Annotated in this window: 17 protein-coding genes; 8 read left to right on the plus strand and 9 right to left on the minus strand. The window is 71.5% G+C overall.

What is annotated here, in order from left to right; all coding sequences use genetic code 11:
* Nucleotides 1-180 precede the first annotated feature (180 nt).
* Together HNQ79_RS19680 and HNQ79_RS19685 are read right to left on the minus strand one after the other, a co-directional pair.
* On the minus strand, nucleotides 181-438 hold the full coding sequence (locus HNQ79_RS19680; RefSeq protein WP_004937597.1) for a WhiB family transcriptional regulator: 258 nt from the start codon (nucleotides 436-438) through the stop codon (nucleotides 181-183).
* A 327-nt stretch (nucleotides 439-765) separates the two neighbouring features.
* Complete coding sequence (locus HNQ79_RS19685; protein ID WP_185032867.1) at nucleotides 766-1737, minus strand: diacylglycerol/lipid kinase family protein; 972 nt, start codon at nucleotides 1735-1737, stop codon at nucleotides 766-768.
* A gap of 272 nt (nucleotides 1738-2009) precedes the next feature.
* On the opposite strand from HNQ79_RS19685, the gene HNQ79_RS19690 reads away from it, so the two are divergent.
* Entirely contained in the window at nucleotides 2010-2489 is a 480-nt protein-coding gene (locus HNQ79_RS19690; RefSeq protein WP_373312626.1) for a hypothetical protein, read from the plus strand.
* 45 nt (nucleotides 2490-2534) lie between these two features.
* Here the strand turns inward: HNQ79_RS19690 and HNQ79_RS19695 are convergent, their stop codons facing one another.
* From HNQ79_RS19695 to HNQ79_RS19705, 3 genes are all read right to left on the minus strand, one after another.
* Nucleotides 2535-3665 carry an RNA polymerase sigma factor SigF gene (locus tag HNQ79_RS19695; protein WP_185032868.1) on the minus strand — a complete coding sequence of 377 codons (1131 nt, stop codon included), beginning with the start codon at nucleotides 3663-3665 and terminating at the stop codon, nucleotides 2535-2537.
* Entirely contained in the window at nucleotides 3662-4075 is a 414-nt protein-coding gene (locus HNQ79_RS19700; protein WP_185032869.1) for an ATP-binding protein, read from the minus strand. Before HNQ79_RS19700 ends, HNQ79_RS19695 begins: the two co-directional genes overlap by 4 nt.
* Nucleotides 4076-4339: 264 nt before the next feature.
* A complete protein-coding gene (locus tag HNQ79_RS19705; protein WP_185032870.1) occupies nucleotides 4340-4600 on the minus strand; it encodes a UBP-type zinc finger domain-containing protein in 261 nt (86 codons plus the stop codon).
* Between the two features lie 65 nt (nucleotides 4601-4665).
* Here HNQ79_RS19705 and HNQ79_RS19710 point away from each other — a divergent pair, with 65 nt between their 5' ends.
* Nucleotides 4666-6258, plus strand: coding sequence for a Na+/H+ antiporter (locus HNQ79_RS19710; RefSeq protein ID WP_185032871.1), 1593 nt, complete (start codon nucleotides 4666-4668; stop codon nucleotides 6256-6258).
* Between the two features lie 126 nt (nucleotides 6259-6384).
* Here HNQ79_RS19710 and HNQ79_RS19715 read toward each other — a convergent pair whose 3' ends face one another.
* Nucleotides 6385-7347, minus strand: coding sequence for a 1-aminocyclopropane-1-carboxylate deaminase/D-cysteine desulfhydrase (locus tag HNQ79_RS19715; protein ID WP_185032873.1), 963 nt, complete (start codon nucleotides 7345-7347; stop codon nucleotides 6385-6387).
* Nucleotides 7348-7501: 154 nt separating this feature from the next.
* Nucleotides 7502-8092 carry an N-acetylmuramoyl-L-alanine amidase gene (locus tag HNQ79_RS19720; RefSeq protein ID WP_185032875.1) on the minus strand — a complete coding sequence of 197 codons (591 nt, stop codon included), beginning with the start codon at nucleotides 8090-8092 and terminating at the stop codon, nucleotides 7502-7504.
* 468 nt (nucleotides 8093-8560) lie between these two features.
* Between HNQ79_RS19720 and HNQ79_RS19725 the strand changes: the two genes are divergently transcribed.
* The 3 genes from HNQ79_RS19725 (at nucleotide 8561) to HNQ79_RS19735 (ending at nucleotide 11885) form a co-directional block, all read left to right on the plus strand.
* Nucleotides 8561-9973, plus strand: coding sequence for a family 2B encapsulin nanocompartment shell protein (locus tag HNQ79_RS19725; RefSeq protein ID WP_185032878.1), 1413 nt, complete (start codon nucleotides 8561-8563; stop codon nucleotides 9971-9973).
* 132 nt (nucleotides 9974-10105) lie between these two features.
* A complete protein-coding gene (locus HNQ79_RS19730) occupies nucleotides 10106-11164 on the plus strand; it encodes a family 2 encapsulin nanocompartment cargo protein polyprenyl transferase (protein ID WP_185032880.1) in 1059 nt (352 codons plus the stop codon).
* A gap of 127 nt (nucleotides 11165-11291) precedes the next feature.
* A complete protein-coding gene (locus HNQ79_RS19735) occupies nucleotides 11292-11885 on the plus strand; it encodes a GNAT family N-acetyltransferase (RefSeq protein ID WP_185032882.1) in 594 nt (197 codons plus the stop codon).
* Between the two features lie 118 nt (nucleotides 11886-12003).
* Here the strand turns inward: HNQ79_RS19735 and HNQ79_RS19740 are convergent, their stop codons facing one another.
* Nucleotides 12004-12585: a TetR/AcrR family transcriptional regulator gene (locus HNQ79_RS19740; protein WP_185032884.1), complete on the minus strand. Its 582-nt coding sequence runs from the start codon at nucleotides 12583-12585 to the stop codon at nucleotides 12004-12006.
* Nucleotides 12586-12710: 125 nt separating this feature from the next.
* Between HNQ79_RS19740 and HNQ79_RS19745 the strand changes: the two genes are divergently transcribed.
* From HNQ79_RS19745 to HNQ79_RS19755, 3 genes are all read left to right on the plus strand, one after another.
* Entirely contained in the window at nucleotides 12711-13304 is a 594-nt protein-coding gene (locus HNQ79_RS19745) for a dihydrofolate reductase family protein (protein ID WP_185032886.1), read from the plus strand.
* A 5-nt stretch (nucleotides 13305-13309) separates the two neighbouring features.
* Complete coding sequence (locus HNQ79_RS19750) at nucleotides 13310-13897, plus strand: dihydrofolate reductase family protein (protein WP_185032888.1); 588 nt, start codon at nucleotides 13310-13312, stop codon at nucleotides 13895-13897.
* Between the two features lie 87 nt (nucleotides 13898-13984).
* On the plus strand, nucleotides 13985-14737 hold the full coding sequence (locus HNQ79_RS19755) for a DUF6304 family protein (protein ID WP_221507939.1): 753 nt from the start codon (nucleotides 13985-13987) through the stop codon (nucleotides 14735-14737).
* Between the two features lie 113 nt (nucleotides 14738-14850).
* Here HNQ79_RS19755 and snpA read toward each other — a convergent pair whose 3' ends face one another.
* Nucleotides 14851-15513, minus strand: a complete 663-nt coding sequence (gene snpA, locus HNQ79_RS19760; protein ID WP_185032890.1) for a snapalysin — start codon at nucleotides 15511-15513, stop codon at nucleotides 14851-14853.
* Between the last annotated feature and the right edge of the window lie 43 nt (nucleotides 15514-15556).

Genomic DNA, 15556 nt, shown 5'->3' on the forward strand with positions numbered 1-15556 from the left:
CAGGAGTCACCCGCCCGCCCTCGCGCGGGACAGCACCGAGCCCCGGACCGAGGTGACGGTCCGGGGCTCAACTGCTCACGCTCTGTTGCGCATCCGGGGGTACTGCGCGCTGCGTTTCGGGGGCGGTGACTGCATACGCGCTGTATGCGCCGCCGAGCCGAGGCTCGAAGCAGGGGTGGGTCAGGCGGTCGCGTTGCGCGCCCGGTTGCGGGCGGCGCGGCGCTTCATTGCGCGGCGCTCGTCCTCGCTGAGGCCACCCCAGACACCCGAGTCCTGGCCGGACTCGAGCGCCCACTGCAGGCACTGCTCCATGACGGGGCAGCGGCGGCAGACGGCCTTGGCTTCCTCGATCTGCAGCAGCGCAGGACCGGTGTTGCCGATGGGGAAGAACAGCTCCGGGTCTTCCTCACGACAAACGGCGTTGTGACGCCAGTCCATGGCTGCTACCTCTCCTTGAATGATCTCGATGTCACACACATTGCTTGTGAATGTGAACGCTTTCACGAATCCCCTCACGAGGGAAGGGCCGACTTCCAGTCGAGACTGGTTGTGGTCCTGTGTGTGAGGAGGGATTCCGGTTTTCAGGGAGGCCGGTGTTGCGGGCCGTCCCGATCGCCATGAAGAGACTCGCAAACCTCGACGGCGGATACAACCCCTTCCGAGAAGTTTTTTTTGATTCCTCGGTGTCGGCTAGCTCACAGCCGTACTTCTAAGGGGTGGAGTCCAGTCCGTACGTTCGAGATAAAGGACTTTGGGCCCTTCCACTCACACAATCACACGCAGTGCACGGCGAACGCCTGTGAACGCCACGCTGGTACGCAGCCCCAGGTGGTCACCGTCCATTTGAAGGGGCAGTGGAACCTTGGAATGCAAGGTGAAGTCCGTGAGGTCGTGCAGGGTGACTGCGTGCTTACCGTGTGGCCCGCGCTCCGGTGACGAGGTGAGGAGCTGGGTGGCGTACCGGGTCACCGCGGGGGTGGAGAGCCGGCTCAGGCCGAGCACGTCGAGCGCGGTGTCGAAGGACGCCTCGGGGGACGCGTACAAGGGGCGATTGCCCAGGTAGGTCCACGGAGAGGTGTTGCAGACTATCGACAGGACGAGGTCGGTCACCGGGTCCTCGCCGGCGCGCTCCAGACTGATCACGCCGCGTCTGCGGTGCGGCTCGTCCAGGAACTGGCGTACCACCTGGCGCAGGTACAGGGCGTGCGTCGACCGCTTCCCGCGCTCCCGCTGCTGTTCGACCCGGCCGATGACACCCGCGTCGAATCCGAGGCCGGCGCAGAAGGTGAACCAGCGCTCCGGAACGGCTTCGTCCTCCGTACCGGGTACGCCCTTTGTGCGGCCGAGGCTCACCGTACGTTCGCTTCCGGTACGCAGAGCGTCCAGAAGGGCGCCGGTCGCCTCGACGGCGTCGTTGGGCAGACCGAGGGCGCGGGCGAAGACGTTGGTGGAGCCGCCGGGAACGACGGCGAGGCGCGGGAGGCGGTCGAGATCGGGGCCGTAGTGCAGGAGGCCGTTCACGACCTCGTTCACGGTGCCGTCGCCGCCCAGGGCGACGACGAGGTCGAGGGTGTCGGAGTTGTCGGCGGCGCGCCGGCCGAGGTCGCGGGCGTGGCCGCGGTACTCGGTGGTGACCGTCTCCAGCTTCATCTCGCTGGCGAGGGCGTGCAGGAGGACGTCCCTGGTGCGGGCACTGGTGGTGGTGGCGGCTGGGTTGACCACGAGGAGTGCGCGCATGCGGGGAAGGTTACCTGGGTGGGGGTTTGTGGACGGGGGCAGGTGCGGGTCCCTCCGGGGGGGAGGCGGGGGGTGGGTGGTGGCGGGGCCTTGCGGGGTGGGCGTACGTGGGGTGGCGCGGCGGGGCGGGGCGTGGGGCACCGTCCGGTGGGGGCCGCCCCCTTGCCCGCCCGTTCCGCCCCCGGGGGCGGGGGCGGCCCCGCCGCCCAAGGGGGCTACTGGGGGCTGGGTCGTCCGGGGGGCTTGAGTGGGTGGGAGGTTAGGGTGCGGGGGTGAGTGAGAAGCGTGGCCGGAAGCCGCAATCCAAGCCTGATCCGCTGGACGAGGTGCCAGCGGTGCCGCATCCCGCGAAGCCGCGGCCCGCGCGGCTGGGAGTCGCCGCCGCCCTGGTGGCGGCGGAGGGCGCGGCGCTCGTCGCCCTGGGGCTCTACCTGCTGGTGATGGGGTTGCTGGGCAGCCCCGACCGGCCGGAGCAGGCGGAGATGGGCGGGGTCACCCTGATCGCGCTGGGCGTGCTGCCGCTGGTGGCGGCGAACGGGCTGCGGCTGCGGCGGAGCTGGAGCCGGGGGCCCGCGGTGATCACGCAGCTGATGGCGCTGCCCGTGGCGTACACCCTGCTGACCACCGACGGCGGCTTCTCGATCCCCGGCGGCATCGCGCTCGCCGCCGTGGCCGTCGTCTCGATGGTGCTGCTGCTGAACCCGGCGGTGGTGGACGCGCTGGGCATCAAGAGGGGCCCGCGCGGCGTCTGAGCGCCCGACGCGAGCCCCGTCCTGTACGGCCGCAGCCGGTACGGGTTACTCCTCCACCAGCAGCTTCTCCCGGAGCTGGGCCAGCGTGCGGGCCAGCAGGCGGGAGACGTGCATCTGCGAGATGCCGACCTCCTGCGCGATCTGCGACTGGGTCATGTTCCCGAAGAAGCGCAGGAGCAGGATCCGCTTCTCCCGCGGCGGAAGGTCCTCCAGCAGCGGCTTGAGGGACTCGCGGTACTCGACGCCCTCCAGCGCCACGTCCTCGGAGCCGAGGGTGTCCGCGACCGCCGGGGACTCGTCGTCCGTGTCGGGGACGTCCAGGGAGAGCGTGGAGTACGCGTTGGCGGACTCCAGGCCCTCCAGCACCTCCTCCTCGGAGATCGCCAGCCGCTCCGCCAGCTCGTGCACGGTCGGCGACCGTCCGTGCTGCTGGGAGAGCTCGGCGGTCGCCGAGGTCAGGGACAGCCGCAGTTCCTGGAGGCGGCGCGGGACCCGTACCGCCCAGCCCTTGTCGCGGAAGTGCCGTTTGATCTCGCCCACGACGGTGGGGGTCGCGTACGTGGAGAACTCGACGCCGCGCTCGGGGTCGAACCGGTCCACCGACTTGATCAGGCCGATCGTGGCGACCTGGGTCAGGTCGTCCAGCGGCTCCCCGCGGTTGCGGAAGCGCCGCGCCAGGTGCTCGACCAGCGGGAGGTGCATCCGCACGAGCCGGTTGCGCAGCTCGGCCTTCTCGGTCGAGCCGTCGGGCAGCTCGCGGAGCTGGATGAACAGCGCCCGCGCACCGCTGCGGTCCCGCGGATTGGGCGGGAGCTCCTGTTCGTCGCGCTCCTTGTGCACCTCGTGTGCTTCCGGCGTCTGGGGCACCTCGTGCTTCTCGTGCGCCTCGGGCGTCTCAAGCGCCCCCTGCACCTCGTGCGCCTCGGGGCGCACATCCTTCTCGTCGCTCATCTGGTCCGCCGCCCGCTCCGCTGCCTGCTGCACCTGAGCCCTGCCCGCCGCGCCCGTGCCCGCCGCGGCTTTCGCCGGGGCGGACGCGACCGCACCGGCCCTCTGCGCAGCCTCGTACGCCACGGCACGCCCGTCCACCGGGTACGGACGGGCCTGCTGTTCAGGAATCCCGTCCAGCGCCCGCGAGCTGCGCTCGTCGCCCCGCACCGGCCCGTCCCCGCTCACGCCGGACCGGGTCCCGCGCCGCGCTGTTTGTAGAGGCTGATGCTGACCGTACGGTCGTCGGCCACGGTCGCGTCGACCTTGCCGGCGAGTGCGGAGAGCACCGTCCACGCGAACGTGTCGCGCTCGGGGGCGCGGCCGTCCGTGGTGGGGGCCGTGACGGTCACTTCCAGTGAGTCGTCCACGAGCCGGAACACACAGCTGAGGACGGAGCCGGGCACGGCCTGCTGGAGCAGGATCGCGCAGGCCTCGTCCACCGCGATGCGCAAGTCCTCGATCTCGTCGAGGGTGAAGTCCAAACGCGCTGCGAGGCCGGCCGTGGCCGTACGCAGCACCGACAGGTAGGCACCCGCAGCGGGCAGCCGGACCTCCACGAAGTCCTGGTTCCCGGGCTCGCCTGCGATAGGGGACACCCTCACCTCCAAGGTGGCACAAGCGGTACGTCTGATACGTCTATCGCCGGTGACGCTATCGCGATCCGCCGTTCCGTGTCGCCAGACCCCCTGTCCGGCGAATTGTCACTCATGGTAGGCATGTGGGCACGGAAAGTGGCTAGAGGTGTGCGGAGCCCAATTGGGCGGTACCGGTGAGGGGTTGACGTACCCCGGGGCCGCCCGTCCGAACCGCTTCGCCGCGGAGCCGGAACCGGCCCCCGTACCCCGCGCGCTCCCGCCCGTTCAGACGATCGCGCCGTCGGCGAAGCACCAGCGCCAGCTCTCGCCCGGCTCGAAGCTGCGCATCACCGGGTGTCCGGTGTCGCCGAAGTGCCGGGTCGCGTGCCGGCCGGGCGACGAGTCGCAGCAGCCGACGTGCCCGCAGCCGAGACAGATGCGCAGCTGGACGGGGTGCGTGCCGGCGGCCAGGCATTCGAGGCAGGTGTCGCTCAGCGGGTCGGGCTGCGGGTGCGGCAGTTCCTCGACGTGCGGACAGTCCTTCATGATTGCCAGCGTACGCGCGCAGCCGGCCCGCGTGCGTGGCCGCCGACCGGACGGGACGAGAACCGATGGACGCGACACCTCTGCTGGCCCTGGTCGCCGTGAGCGCCGCCGTGGCCGGCCTGGCCCGGCGGACCCCGGTGCCGGCGCCGCTGCTGCTCGTCGCGGTGGGCATCGCGGCGTCGTTCGTGCCCGGGGTGCCGGACTTCACGCTCGACCCGCACATCGTGCTGCCGCTGCTGCTGCCGCCCCTGCTGCACACCGCCGCGCTGGAGAGCTCGTACCTGGACCTGAGGGCGAACCTGCGGCCGGTGGCCCTCCTCTCCGTGGGTTACGTGCTGTTCGCGACCGTGACGGTCGGCTGGCTGGTGAGCCTGCTGGTGCCGGCGCTGCCGTTGGCCTCGGCACTGGTGCTCGGCGCGGTGATCGCGCCGCCGGACGCGGTGGCGGCGACCGCCATCGCTCGCAAGCTCGGGCTGCCGCCGCGTATCACCGCGATCCTCCAGGGGGAGTCGCTGGTCAACGACGCCACGGCGATCACCGCCTACAAGGTGGCCCTCGGCGCGGCCGTCGGGATCGGCGCGAGCTGGGGCACGGGGGTACGGGAGTTCCTGGTCGCAGCCGTGGGCGGCGTGGGCGTCGGGCTGCTGCTGACGCTGCCGCTGCACTGGCTGCGGACGCGGCTGCGGGAACCGATCCTGCAGAACACCCTGTCGCTGCTCATTCCGTTTGTTGCGTATGCGACGGCCGAACACGTGCACGCGTCCGGTGTGCTGGCCGTGGTCGTCGTGGCGCTGTTCCTCGGGCACCGTTCGTGGAAGGTGGACTTCGCGACGCGGCTCCAGGAGGAAGCCGTCTGGAAGATGGTCTCCTTCGTGCTGGAGTCGGTCGTCTTCACGCTGATCGGGCTGCAGCTCCCGGTGGTGCTGCGCGGGCTGGGGGAGTACGGCGGCGGCGAACTGGTCCGGTACGCGGTCGTGGTGTTCGTCCTGGTGGTCGCGGTGCGGTTCGTGTGGGTGTTCCCGGCGACGAGTGTGCCGCGCCGGCTCTCGCGGCGGATCAGGACCCGGGAGGCGGACGTCGACTGGAAGAGCCCGTTGATCGTCGGGTGGGCGGGGATGCGCGGCGTGGTGTCGCTCGCCATCGCCTTCTCGATTCCGGTGGTGGCGGACGGGAAACCGTTCCCGGGACGCGACCTGATCCTCTTCCTCACCTTCACGACCGTGATCGGCACCCTGGGCGTCCAGGGCCTGACGCTGGCCCCGCTGATCCGCGCGCTCGAACTGCCGAAGCGGGACACCCACCGGGCCACGCTCCAGGAGGCGCAGGCCCAGAGCGAGGCGTCCGCGGCGGCGGAGGCACGGCTGGCGGAACTACTGGCGGACGAACGGAACGCCCTGCCCGGCCCCCTGGCCGACCGGCTGCGCGCCGTACTGGAGCGGCGGCGGAACGCGGTGTGGGAGCGGCTGGGAACGGTCAACGAGACCACCGGCGAGTCGGCGGACGCGACGTACCGCCGGATGGCGCGCGAGGTCATCGACGTGGAACGCGCGGTCTTCGTGGAACTGCGCGACGCGCGCCGCATCGACGACGAACTGATGAGGGTGCTCCTGCGACGCCTGGATCTGGAGGAGGCGGCGGGGTGGCGGGAGGCGGAGTAGCCGGCGCTGTACTGCTCGGGCCGGCGGGTACGGAATGGACGGAGCCGTGCTGCTGGTGCCGTGCCGTCCCCTTGCCCACTGTTCCGTCACTCCGGGCCACCGGCTCCCCGCTTGGGCTGCGCTACCTCACGGGCGCCCCGTGACCACCGCCACCAGCCGCGTCCCCGGCGCGAACTCTCCCCGTTGCGTCAGCGTCAGCAGCCCGTACAGCAGCTTCGCCACGTACAGCCGCTCCACCTCCATCCCGTGCCGCTCCTCGAAGTCCTGGGCGAAGGTGTGGAGTTCGGGTGGGGTACGGGCGTAACCCCCGAAGTGGAAGCCGTCCGCGAGTGTCCAGGAATTGGTCGGGGCGCCGAAGGCCGACGTCTGGAGGGCCCGGACCTCCGCCTCCAGGAAGCCGCCCTTCAGGACCGGCACGCCGAGCGCGCGCTGCCCGGGGCCGAGGCCCGCCGCCAGTCCGGCCAGCGTGCCGCCCGTGCCGCAGGCCACGCCCACCACGTCCGCCGCGCCCCGCAGCTCCCGGCCGAGTTCCGCGCAGCCCTGGGCGGCGAGCGCGTTGCTGCCGCCCTCGGGGACGACGTACGCATCGGGGAAGGGCGTGGTGGGGAGCAGCGCGGCCAGGTGGTCGGGGTCGGCGCGGCGGCGGTAGTCCGTGCGGGACACGAAGTGCAGGTGCATGCCGTCGGCCGCGCACTGCGCGAGGGAGGGGTTGAGCGGGTGGCCGGCCAGTTCGTCGCCGCGGACGACGCCGACGGTCGGGAAGCCGAGCAGGCGGCCCGCGGCGGCGGTGGCGCGCAGGTGGTTGGAGTAGGCCCCGCCGAAGGTGAGCACGGGGCGGCCGGCGGCGGCGCGGAGGTTGGGTGCGAGCTTGCGCCACTTGTTGCCGGAGAGGTCGGGGTGGATCAGGTCGTCCCGTTTGACGAGGAGCCGCACCCCGTGCCGCTCGAAGCGGTCGTCCCGGACGGGGACCAGGGGAGACGGCAACTGCGGGCGCAGGTCGCGCACCTCGTGCACGTCGCCTGCATCGTGCGGGCCGTGCGGGCCGTGCGGGCCATGGGGGTCGCGCGGGTCGTGGGACGCGGGGGGCATCCGGCAATTGTCGCGCCCGGCGGCACGTCGCGGGTACGTGGCGTCCGGCCCTGGAGTCGCGCCGGGGCCCGTCGCGGGCGCCGGGGCGCCGGGCGTCCGGTCCCGGGCGTTGCGAAAATCGCGGTGCGTCGCGGGTTCCCGGCCCTTCCCGTCCCTACTTCAGCCTGTCGCGCACCCTGCCCCGCATCCAGTCCATCGTGAAGCCGCGCGGGTCCACCTTGCCCGGCTGCCATTCGAGGTGGCCGATGACGGAGCGCTCGGTCCAGGAGTGGGCGCGGCAGAGGGCGGCGGAGACCCGCTCGATGGCCGCGAGCTGGACGTGCGGCCAGGGGTCGCGGCCGTCGCCGAGGTTCTCGCACTCGAAGCCGTAGAAGTACCGGTTGCCGTCCGTGTTCGCCTCGTTGTCGGGCGGGAGACGCTTCTCGGCGATGACGGCGCGCAGGACGTCGTCGTCGCCGCGACCGGCGTGGTTGGCCCGCCCGTAGCCGACGAGGTGGACCTTGCCGTCCTTGGCGACGACGCCGTGGCAGAGCGGCCCGGGGAGGGTGGAGTAGCCGTCGCGGCAGATGCGGACGGTACTGCTGGTGCCCCTGGTGACGGTGTGATGGATCATCACGCCGTGCACGGGACCCCAGGGCCCGTGGCCGTGGCGGTTGTGGGTGCGCCAGTTGCCCACTTCCACGACGGACACCCCTTCGTTGCGGAGGGCTCTCAGGAAGGTGTCGGCGGAGAGCGGATTGGCCATGGCTGCTGTCTCCTCGTCCGGAACTGCGTGTACCGCTTGTACCGGAACCAGGACTTCCGCCGATACCTCTCTCGCACGCCGTGCGAGCCGATCCGGACAGCCACCGACGCCCTCGGGCGGTGGCCGGCCGCAAGTACGGGCAAAGACCCCAAGGGCCCGGCGCCGGGGCGAGTCGTACGTCACGACGTGTGAGGGGAGCGCTCGGGGCGTCAGGCCCGGGAACGCGATGTGACCGGAAACAGTCCCTGCGGGGCGGTCGTCGTGGCGGAGCCGACTCGCAGCGAGCCGCACATGCACGGTCTGTCAATGCGGTCGCGCGGGGTTCCCCCCTCCGCGGTGATCTAGTCACACTCTTTTGTGTAATGGCGCCGCGACTCCCCGTGCTGAAAGGCTTCCTCTGCAGGTCAGGCACAGCCTGAAGCAGTGCTCCACGAGCGCGATATCAAGAAGAACCGAAGAGGGAGACAGATGTCGGTCGAGGCAGGTCCCGAGGTCCGCGAACAGCAGGCGCCGCCGCAGCAGAGTCTCGGTACGGCCGCCGCGCGGAACCTGGCGACCACCACCAAGTCCGCCCCGCAGATGCAGGAGATCACCTCCCGGTGGCTGCTGCGCATGCTCCCCTGGGTGCAGGTCCAGGGCGGTACGTACCGGGTCAACCGGAGGCTGAGCTACTCCGTCGGTGACGGCCGCATCACCTTCGTGCAGACCGGCGGCGAGGTCACCGTCATCCCGGGCGAGCTGCGCGAACTGCCCGCGCTGCGGACGTACGAGGACGACGACGCCCTCCGGGAACTGGCGCAGCGCTGCCAGCAGCGCGAGTTCGCCGCCGGGGACGTCATCGTCAGCCAGGGCGACAGCGCGGACACCGTCCACCTGCTGGCGCACGGCCGGGTCGAGAAGCTCAGCGCCGGCCCGTACGGCGAGGAGCAGGTGCTCGGCACCCTCGCGGACGGCTCGTACTTCGGCGACCAGGCACTCGTCGAGGACGACGCCGACTGGAGCTACACGGCGAAGGCGGCGACCGCGTGCACCGTCCTGACCCTGGCCAGGAACGATGTGCTCACGCTCGCCGACCGGTCGGACTCGCTGCGCGACCACCTCAGGCACGCCGCCGAGCTGCCCCGCCAGCGCACCAACAGGTACGGCGAGGCGCCCATCGACCTCTCCGCCGGCCACGTCGGCGAAGCCCTCGTACCGCACACGTTCGTGGACTACGAAGCCGCGCCGCGCGAATACGAACTCTCCGTCGCGCAGACGGTGCTGAAGGTCCACACCCGGGTCGCCGACCTCTACAACAAGCCGATGAACCAGACCGAGCAGCAGCTCAGGCTGACCGTCGAGGCGCTGCGCGAGCGCCAGGAGGACGAGCTGGTCAACAACCGGGAGTTCGGCCTGCTCGCCAACTGCGACTACGGGCAGCGCCTCCAGCCGCACGACGGCGTGCCCAGCCCCGACGACCTGGACGAGCTGCTCTCGCGGCGGCGCGGTAACAAGTTCTTCCTCGCCCACCCGCGCGCCATCTCCGCTATCGGCCGGGAGTTCAACAAGCGCGGGCTCGTCCCCGACAGCGTCGACATCGCGGGCAACAAGATCCCGGCCTGGCGCGGCGTGCCGATCTTCCCGTGCAACAAGATTCCGATCAGCGATGCCCGGACGACATCGATCATCTGCATGCGTACCGGCGAGGCCGAACAGGGCGTCATCGGCCTGCACCAGACCGGACTGCCGGACGAGATCGAGCCCAGTCTCTCGGTCCGTTTCATGGGCATCGACGAACAGGCTCTCATCTCCTACCTGGTGACGGCGTACTACTCGGCCGCGGTCCTGGTGCCGGACGCCCTCGGCGTGCTGGAGAACGTCGAGATCGGGCGGTGGAGCTAGCCGGGGGCCGCGGGTCCGGGGCGGGGTGACCAGGAGGGGACGGCCCGAGGGGGTAGGGGGCAAGGGGGCGGTGGGCGGCGTGCTGCGTATCCCGCCCAGCGCCTTCCGCTACGGAGGGATTTGGCATTGACCATGACCACGACCCACACGACGGGCGACCCGAAGGGCGACGGCATGGAGGGCGCCGCCGGGCTCCTCGCGCGCACCAGGGCCGCCGTCGACCCCAGGCTCCGGACAACGGTCGAGTCGTTGCCGGGGCAGGTCCGCAGGATCGCCCGGTACCACTTCGGCTGGGAGCAGGCTGACGGCACATCCGCCGAGGGCAACGCGGGCAAGGCGATCCGTCCCGCGCTCGTCCTGGCCGCCACCCAGGCTCTGGGCGGCGATCCCCGGCAGGCCGAACGGGCAGCCACGGCAATCGAGTTGGCGCACAACTTCTCACTGCTGCACGACGACGTGATCGACGAGGACCCGACCCGCCGGAACCGGCCCACGGCCTGGACGGTGTTCGGCGTCCCCGACGCGATCATCACCGGCGACGCGATGTGCGCGCTCGCGCTGCGGGTGCTCGCCGAGGACCCGCACCCGGCTTCGGCGAAGGCCTCCGCCCGGCTCGCGGCCTGCGTGATCGAGCTGTGCGCGGGCCAGCAGGCGGACTGCGCGTTCGAGAACCGGGCGCCGCAGGACGTCACCATCGAGGAGTGCCTCACCATGGCCGAGGCCAAGACGGGGGCACTGCTGGGGTGCGCGTGCGCACTGGGCGCGCTGTACGCCGGGGCCGGGGACGAGGAGGTCGAGGCGATGGACGCGTTCGGCCGGGAGGCGGGCCTCGCCTTCCAGCTGATCGACGACCTGATCGGCATCTGGGGCGACCCCGCGCGGACGGGCAAGCCGGTGGGCGCCGACCTGGTCGCGCACAAGAAGTCGCTGCCGGTGGTGGCGGCGATGGCCTCCGGGACCCCGGCGGCCGAGGAACTGGCCGAGCTGTACCGGGCGCCCGCGATGGACGCTGCCGCGGTGCGTCGGGCAGCCGACGCCGTGGAGAGAGCGGGCGGCCGGGACTGGGCCCAGAGCCAGGCCGCCGACCGGATGGCCCGCGCCGTGGACCACCTGTCGCGCGCGGTGCCCGAGCTGGGTGCGGCGGACGAACTGCTGGCGCTGGCGGAGTTCGTCACGCGACGCACGCGCTGAGCGCGGAGGGCGGGGGCGGGGCCCGGCGGACCCCGCCGGGCCCCGCCCCCGTACCGCCGTTCCCGCATCGCCAACTTTAAGATCGCGCAGGACAGTTGTGCGGTACCGCGGCGATACGGAGACGGACATGGGCGTGCGGGTACGACGGGCGACCAAGGACGACCGGGACCTGGTGGTGCGGCTGCTCGACGCGGCGTTCCACGACGATCCGGTGAGCTGCTGGATCCTCCCGGGGGAGGAGCACCGCCGGCGCGTGCACCCGGTGCTGATGGCGACCTTCGTCGACCTCGTCCAGGAGCACGGCTGGGTGGACCTGGCGGAGGACAGTACGGCCGTCGCCCTGTGGCTGCCCACCCCAGCCGGGAAGCCCGATCCGGACGACGGGCCCGCGCGGCTGCGGGAGGCCGTGGACCCGGACAACGAGCGGGTGGAGCTGATCGGGGCCCTGACCGCCGCGCACCACCCGCACCACGCCGCGCACCTGTACCTGTGGATGATCGCGGTCGACCCGCAGCGGCAGGGCGAGGGACTGGGCAGCGCCCTGATGGCGCCGGTCCTGGAGCGCTGCGACCGGGAGGGGAAGGCCGCGTACCTGGAGGCGAGCAGCGCGCGCAGCCGCGAGCTGTACCGGCGGCTCGGCTTCGCCGACCACGGGGAGCCGCTGCACCTCCCGTACGGCGGGCCTGCCATGTACCCGATGTGGCGCGAACCCCAGAGCTGAACAGCGCCCCCGGTCCTCCGCCCCCGGTCCTCCGCCCCCGGTCCTCCCGCCCCCGGTCCTCCCGCCCCCGGTCCTCCGACCTCGGTCCTCCGCCCCGGTCGGTCGGCCGGCGGGCCGGTCAGCCGGACGGCAGGGCGCGCTCCACCACCGTCTCCACCAGGGCGTCCAGCGCCTCGGGCGTTCCGGTCAGCACGTCGGGCAGCGTGAAGTGCTCGATCAGCAGCCCGGTCAGGCCCAGGTAGAGGACGCGCACGGTGTCCTCGTCGCCCGGCAGGCCGGTCGCCAGGTGGAAGCGGACGTTCGCGTCGAGGTCGTCCCGTACGGTCCGGCTCAGCGACTCGCGCAGGGCCGGACGGCGGGTCGCTTCGAGCTTGAGCTCCAGCATCGCCAGGTAGCCGGAGCGCTCGGCGACCATGCGGCGTACGAGATCGTGCATCAGGCCGGTGACCACGGCCCGGGACGGCTCCTGGGTCAGCAGGCCGGTGATCGCCGTGATGTCCGGGGTCATCCGCTCGTGGACGCGGACCGCCGTCTGGGCGAGCAGGGCGTCCCGGTCGGCGAAGTAGTTGGAGGCGGTGCCGGTGGGCACCCCCGCGCGGGCGTCGACGGCCCGGAAGGTGAGCCCGCGTGCCCCTTCTGCGGCGAGGACTTCGATGGCGGCGTCGAGCAGGGCGGTACGGCGTTCGGGGTTCCTGGCCATGGGGATCTCTTCTTTCTCGCACTTTCTTCCGGCCGGGGTTGCCCAACCACTACATCTGAAGCACTATAGCCGTCGTGGTTGTGCCGCCCGGGCCTGCCACCCACCCCTACGGAAGAGGACCGCGCTTGCGCAAGCTCACGTACTACGTCGGAATGTCCCTCGACGGCTTCATCGCCGCCCCGGACCACTCGGCCGATCACTACCCGGTCAGCGAGGAGTTCCTGAAGGACTTCCTGCTCGCCGACTACCCGGACTGCGTGCCGACCCACCTGCGGCGCCACTTCGGCATCGACGACGCGCCGAACACGCACTTCGACACCGTGCTCCAGGGCCGTACCACCTACCAGCCCGCCCTCGACCTCGGCATCACCAGCCCGTACGCCCACCTGCGCCAGTACGTGGTCTCCCGCAGCCTCGCCGAGGCGGGCCCCCCGCCGTCCCCCGACATCGAGCTGGTCTCCGGCGACGTGGTCGCGAAGGTACGGGAACTCAAGGCGGAGGACGGCGGACTCGGCATCTACCTCGCCGGCGGTGGGAAGCTCGCCGGTCAGCTCCTCGACGAGATCGACGAACTCGTCCTGAAGGTCTACCCGGTCGTGCTCGGCGACGGCATCCCCGTCTTCACCACGGAGTTCGGCGTGCGCACCTTCTCGCTCGACGCCACCCGCACCTTCGCCAACGGCACCGCCGTACTCACCTACTCCCGTTCGAAGGGCTGACCCGCTTGCGCAAGCTGATCTACTACATCGCCACCTCCATCGACGGCTTCATCGGCCACCCGGACACCGGGGACGGCGCGTTCTTCATACCGATGTCGTCCGGGGAGTTCCAGAGCTTCATGCTCGACCAGTTCCCCGACACCCTGCCGACCGCGGGCCGCGAGGCCCTCGGCCTTGCGGACGCGCCGCTGACCCGCTTCGACACCGTCGTCCAGGGCCGCAGGAGCAACCAGGTGGCGTACGACATGGGCATCACCAGCCCCTACGCCCACCTGCGGCAGTACGTCGTCTCCCGCAGTCTGACCGCATACCCCGACCCCGCGGTCGAGCTGATCGGCGACGACGTCGTCGGGCAGGTCCGGAAGCTGAAGGCGGAGGGCAGCCCGCTGGACATCTACCTCTGCGGCGGCAGCGAGGTCGCCGGACAGCTCATCGACGAGATCGACGAACTGGTCATCAAGACGTACCCCGTGCTGCTCGGCTCGGGACTGCCCATGGCTTCCGCCGGATTCGCCCTGCGCGGCTACGAGTTGACCTCCTGCCGGAGCTTCGACAACGGTGCGGTGGTCACGATGTACCGCAAGGTCCGGTGACCCGTTCCCGGACGGCCGCCGGGCGTACCCGGCGGCCGTCCCCGCTCGATGATCGACGGGCCCCCCGGACGCACTAAAGTCCCGCCCATGACAGCAGAGTCATGGGTCGGGTGGTACCGCGATCGTGCGGGCACCGAAGCCCTCACCATCAGCACGGACGGGCAGCGGCTGCACGCCCGCATCAGGGGATGCGACTTCACCGGCGAGGACTTCACCGGTCTGTACCCGGACTCCCAAGTGCCGCCGGAAGGCCCCGGGTTCACGCTCGCGCCGCAGGGGGCGCTGTGCGGCTGCGTACTGGAGTGGGACATACCGATGCCGGTGTACGACGCGGGAGTCGTGCACCGCGCGGTCCTGCGCTGCCTGCTCACCCTGGGGCGGCCGGTACCGGTGTCCGACTCCGGAAGCCCGGGTCTGGACCGCCTCCACCTCGGGCTCGCCCTGCACTTCGACGGGGCGCTGTACGCGTCCGGGCACGCGGAGAACGACTTCGCCGGCGCCCTCGCCGAGATCCAGCGGCAACTCCCGCCCGGCGCCTATCTCAAGTCCTGCCTCTCGTGCGCCTTCTCCGACTACGCCCCGACGACGGCGGTCGGCTTCTTCGGCTCGCTGGCCTGTTTCCGCGAGGCCAAGGAGTCGTACCGTACGGCCGGGGCCGACGTGCTCGGCGTGTGGGACCTCAACTCGGGCCCCGTACAGGAAACGCACCGCTGTCCGGACTTCGAGCTGCGCCCGGCCGCCGGGCTCGGCCACCGCGGCGCGTTTCCGCCGCCGCGGACCGAACTCATTCATGTGCAGGGCGATTTTCGGCCACCCCAGGCGCCGGCGTCCACGGCCTGAAGCGCCCCGCCCGTACGCCGTGTCCCTGCGCGACGGCTACCGATGCGCGCCACGGCAGCGGCCCTCCGTCGCACGAGACGCGACGGAGGGCCGTGAGGCGGACGGGGCGTGGATCAGCGGGTGGCCGCCACCGCCGCGTTGAAGCCGTTCGCCCACAGCTGGTTGACGCGGGCGCGCTCCCGGGAGTCCGGGACGGCGTTCGTGCAGGACGGGCCGGGCCCGCCGCCCGACATCAGCTCACTGCACGGGCCGGAGTAGCGGTCCGGGAGGCCGAGCACGTGACCGGTCTCGTGCGAGGTGACGCGGGTGGAGTTGTAGATCTGGTTCTGCCGGTAGTCGAGGAAGATGAAACCGCGCCCGTGCCCGTCAGTGCTGGCGTACGAGCCGCGCGAGTCGTTGCCCTCGCGGTAACTGAAGCTGGCGCCCGAAGTGCTCTCCTGGAGCTTCACGTTGCTGACCGAGCTGTTCCAGATCTGCGTGGAGCGGGCTATCTGGGTGCGGAAGCTCGGCGCACTGGACGCGTTGTAGCGCACGGTGACGACCTGGATGCCCGGGTTGGCGGCCCGCTGCTTGGCGACCTCTTTCCAGACGGCCTGCTGGAAGGCCTTGGTGGCGGAGGCGTTCTCCTTCGACTGCTCGTACGAGACGTACGAACTCACCGCAGGGGCAGTGGCGTTGGCCGAGGAGGCGTTCGCCACGGGAACGGCGCCGACGGTGGCGACGCCGAGCCCGAGAGCGGTGGCGAGAAGGGCGCGAGGGGTACGGGAAAAACGCATGGTGGGGGGTCTCCCTGCTGGTCCGTGTACCCGGTGGGTGGCC

This window comes from Streptomyces candidus, from assembly GCF_014207445.1.
In the GTDB taxonomy this organism is placed as follows: domain Bacteria; phylum Actinomycetota; class Actinomycetes; order Streptomycetales; family Streptomycetaceae; genus Streptomyces; species Streptomyces candidus.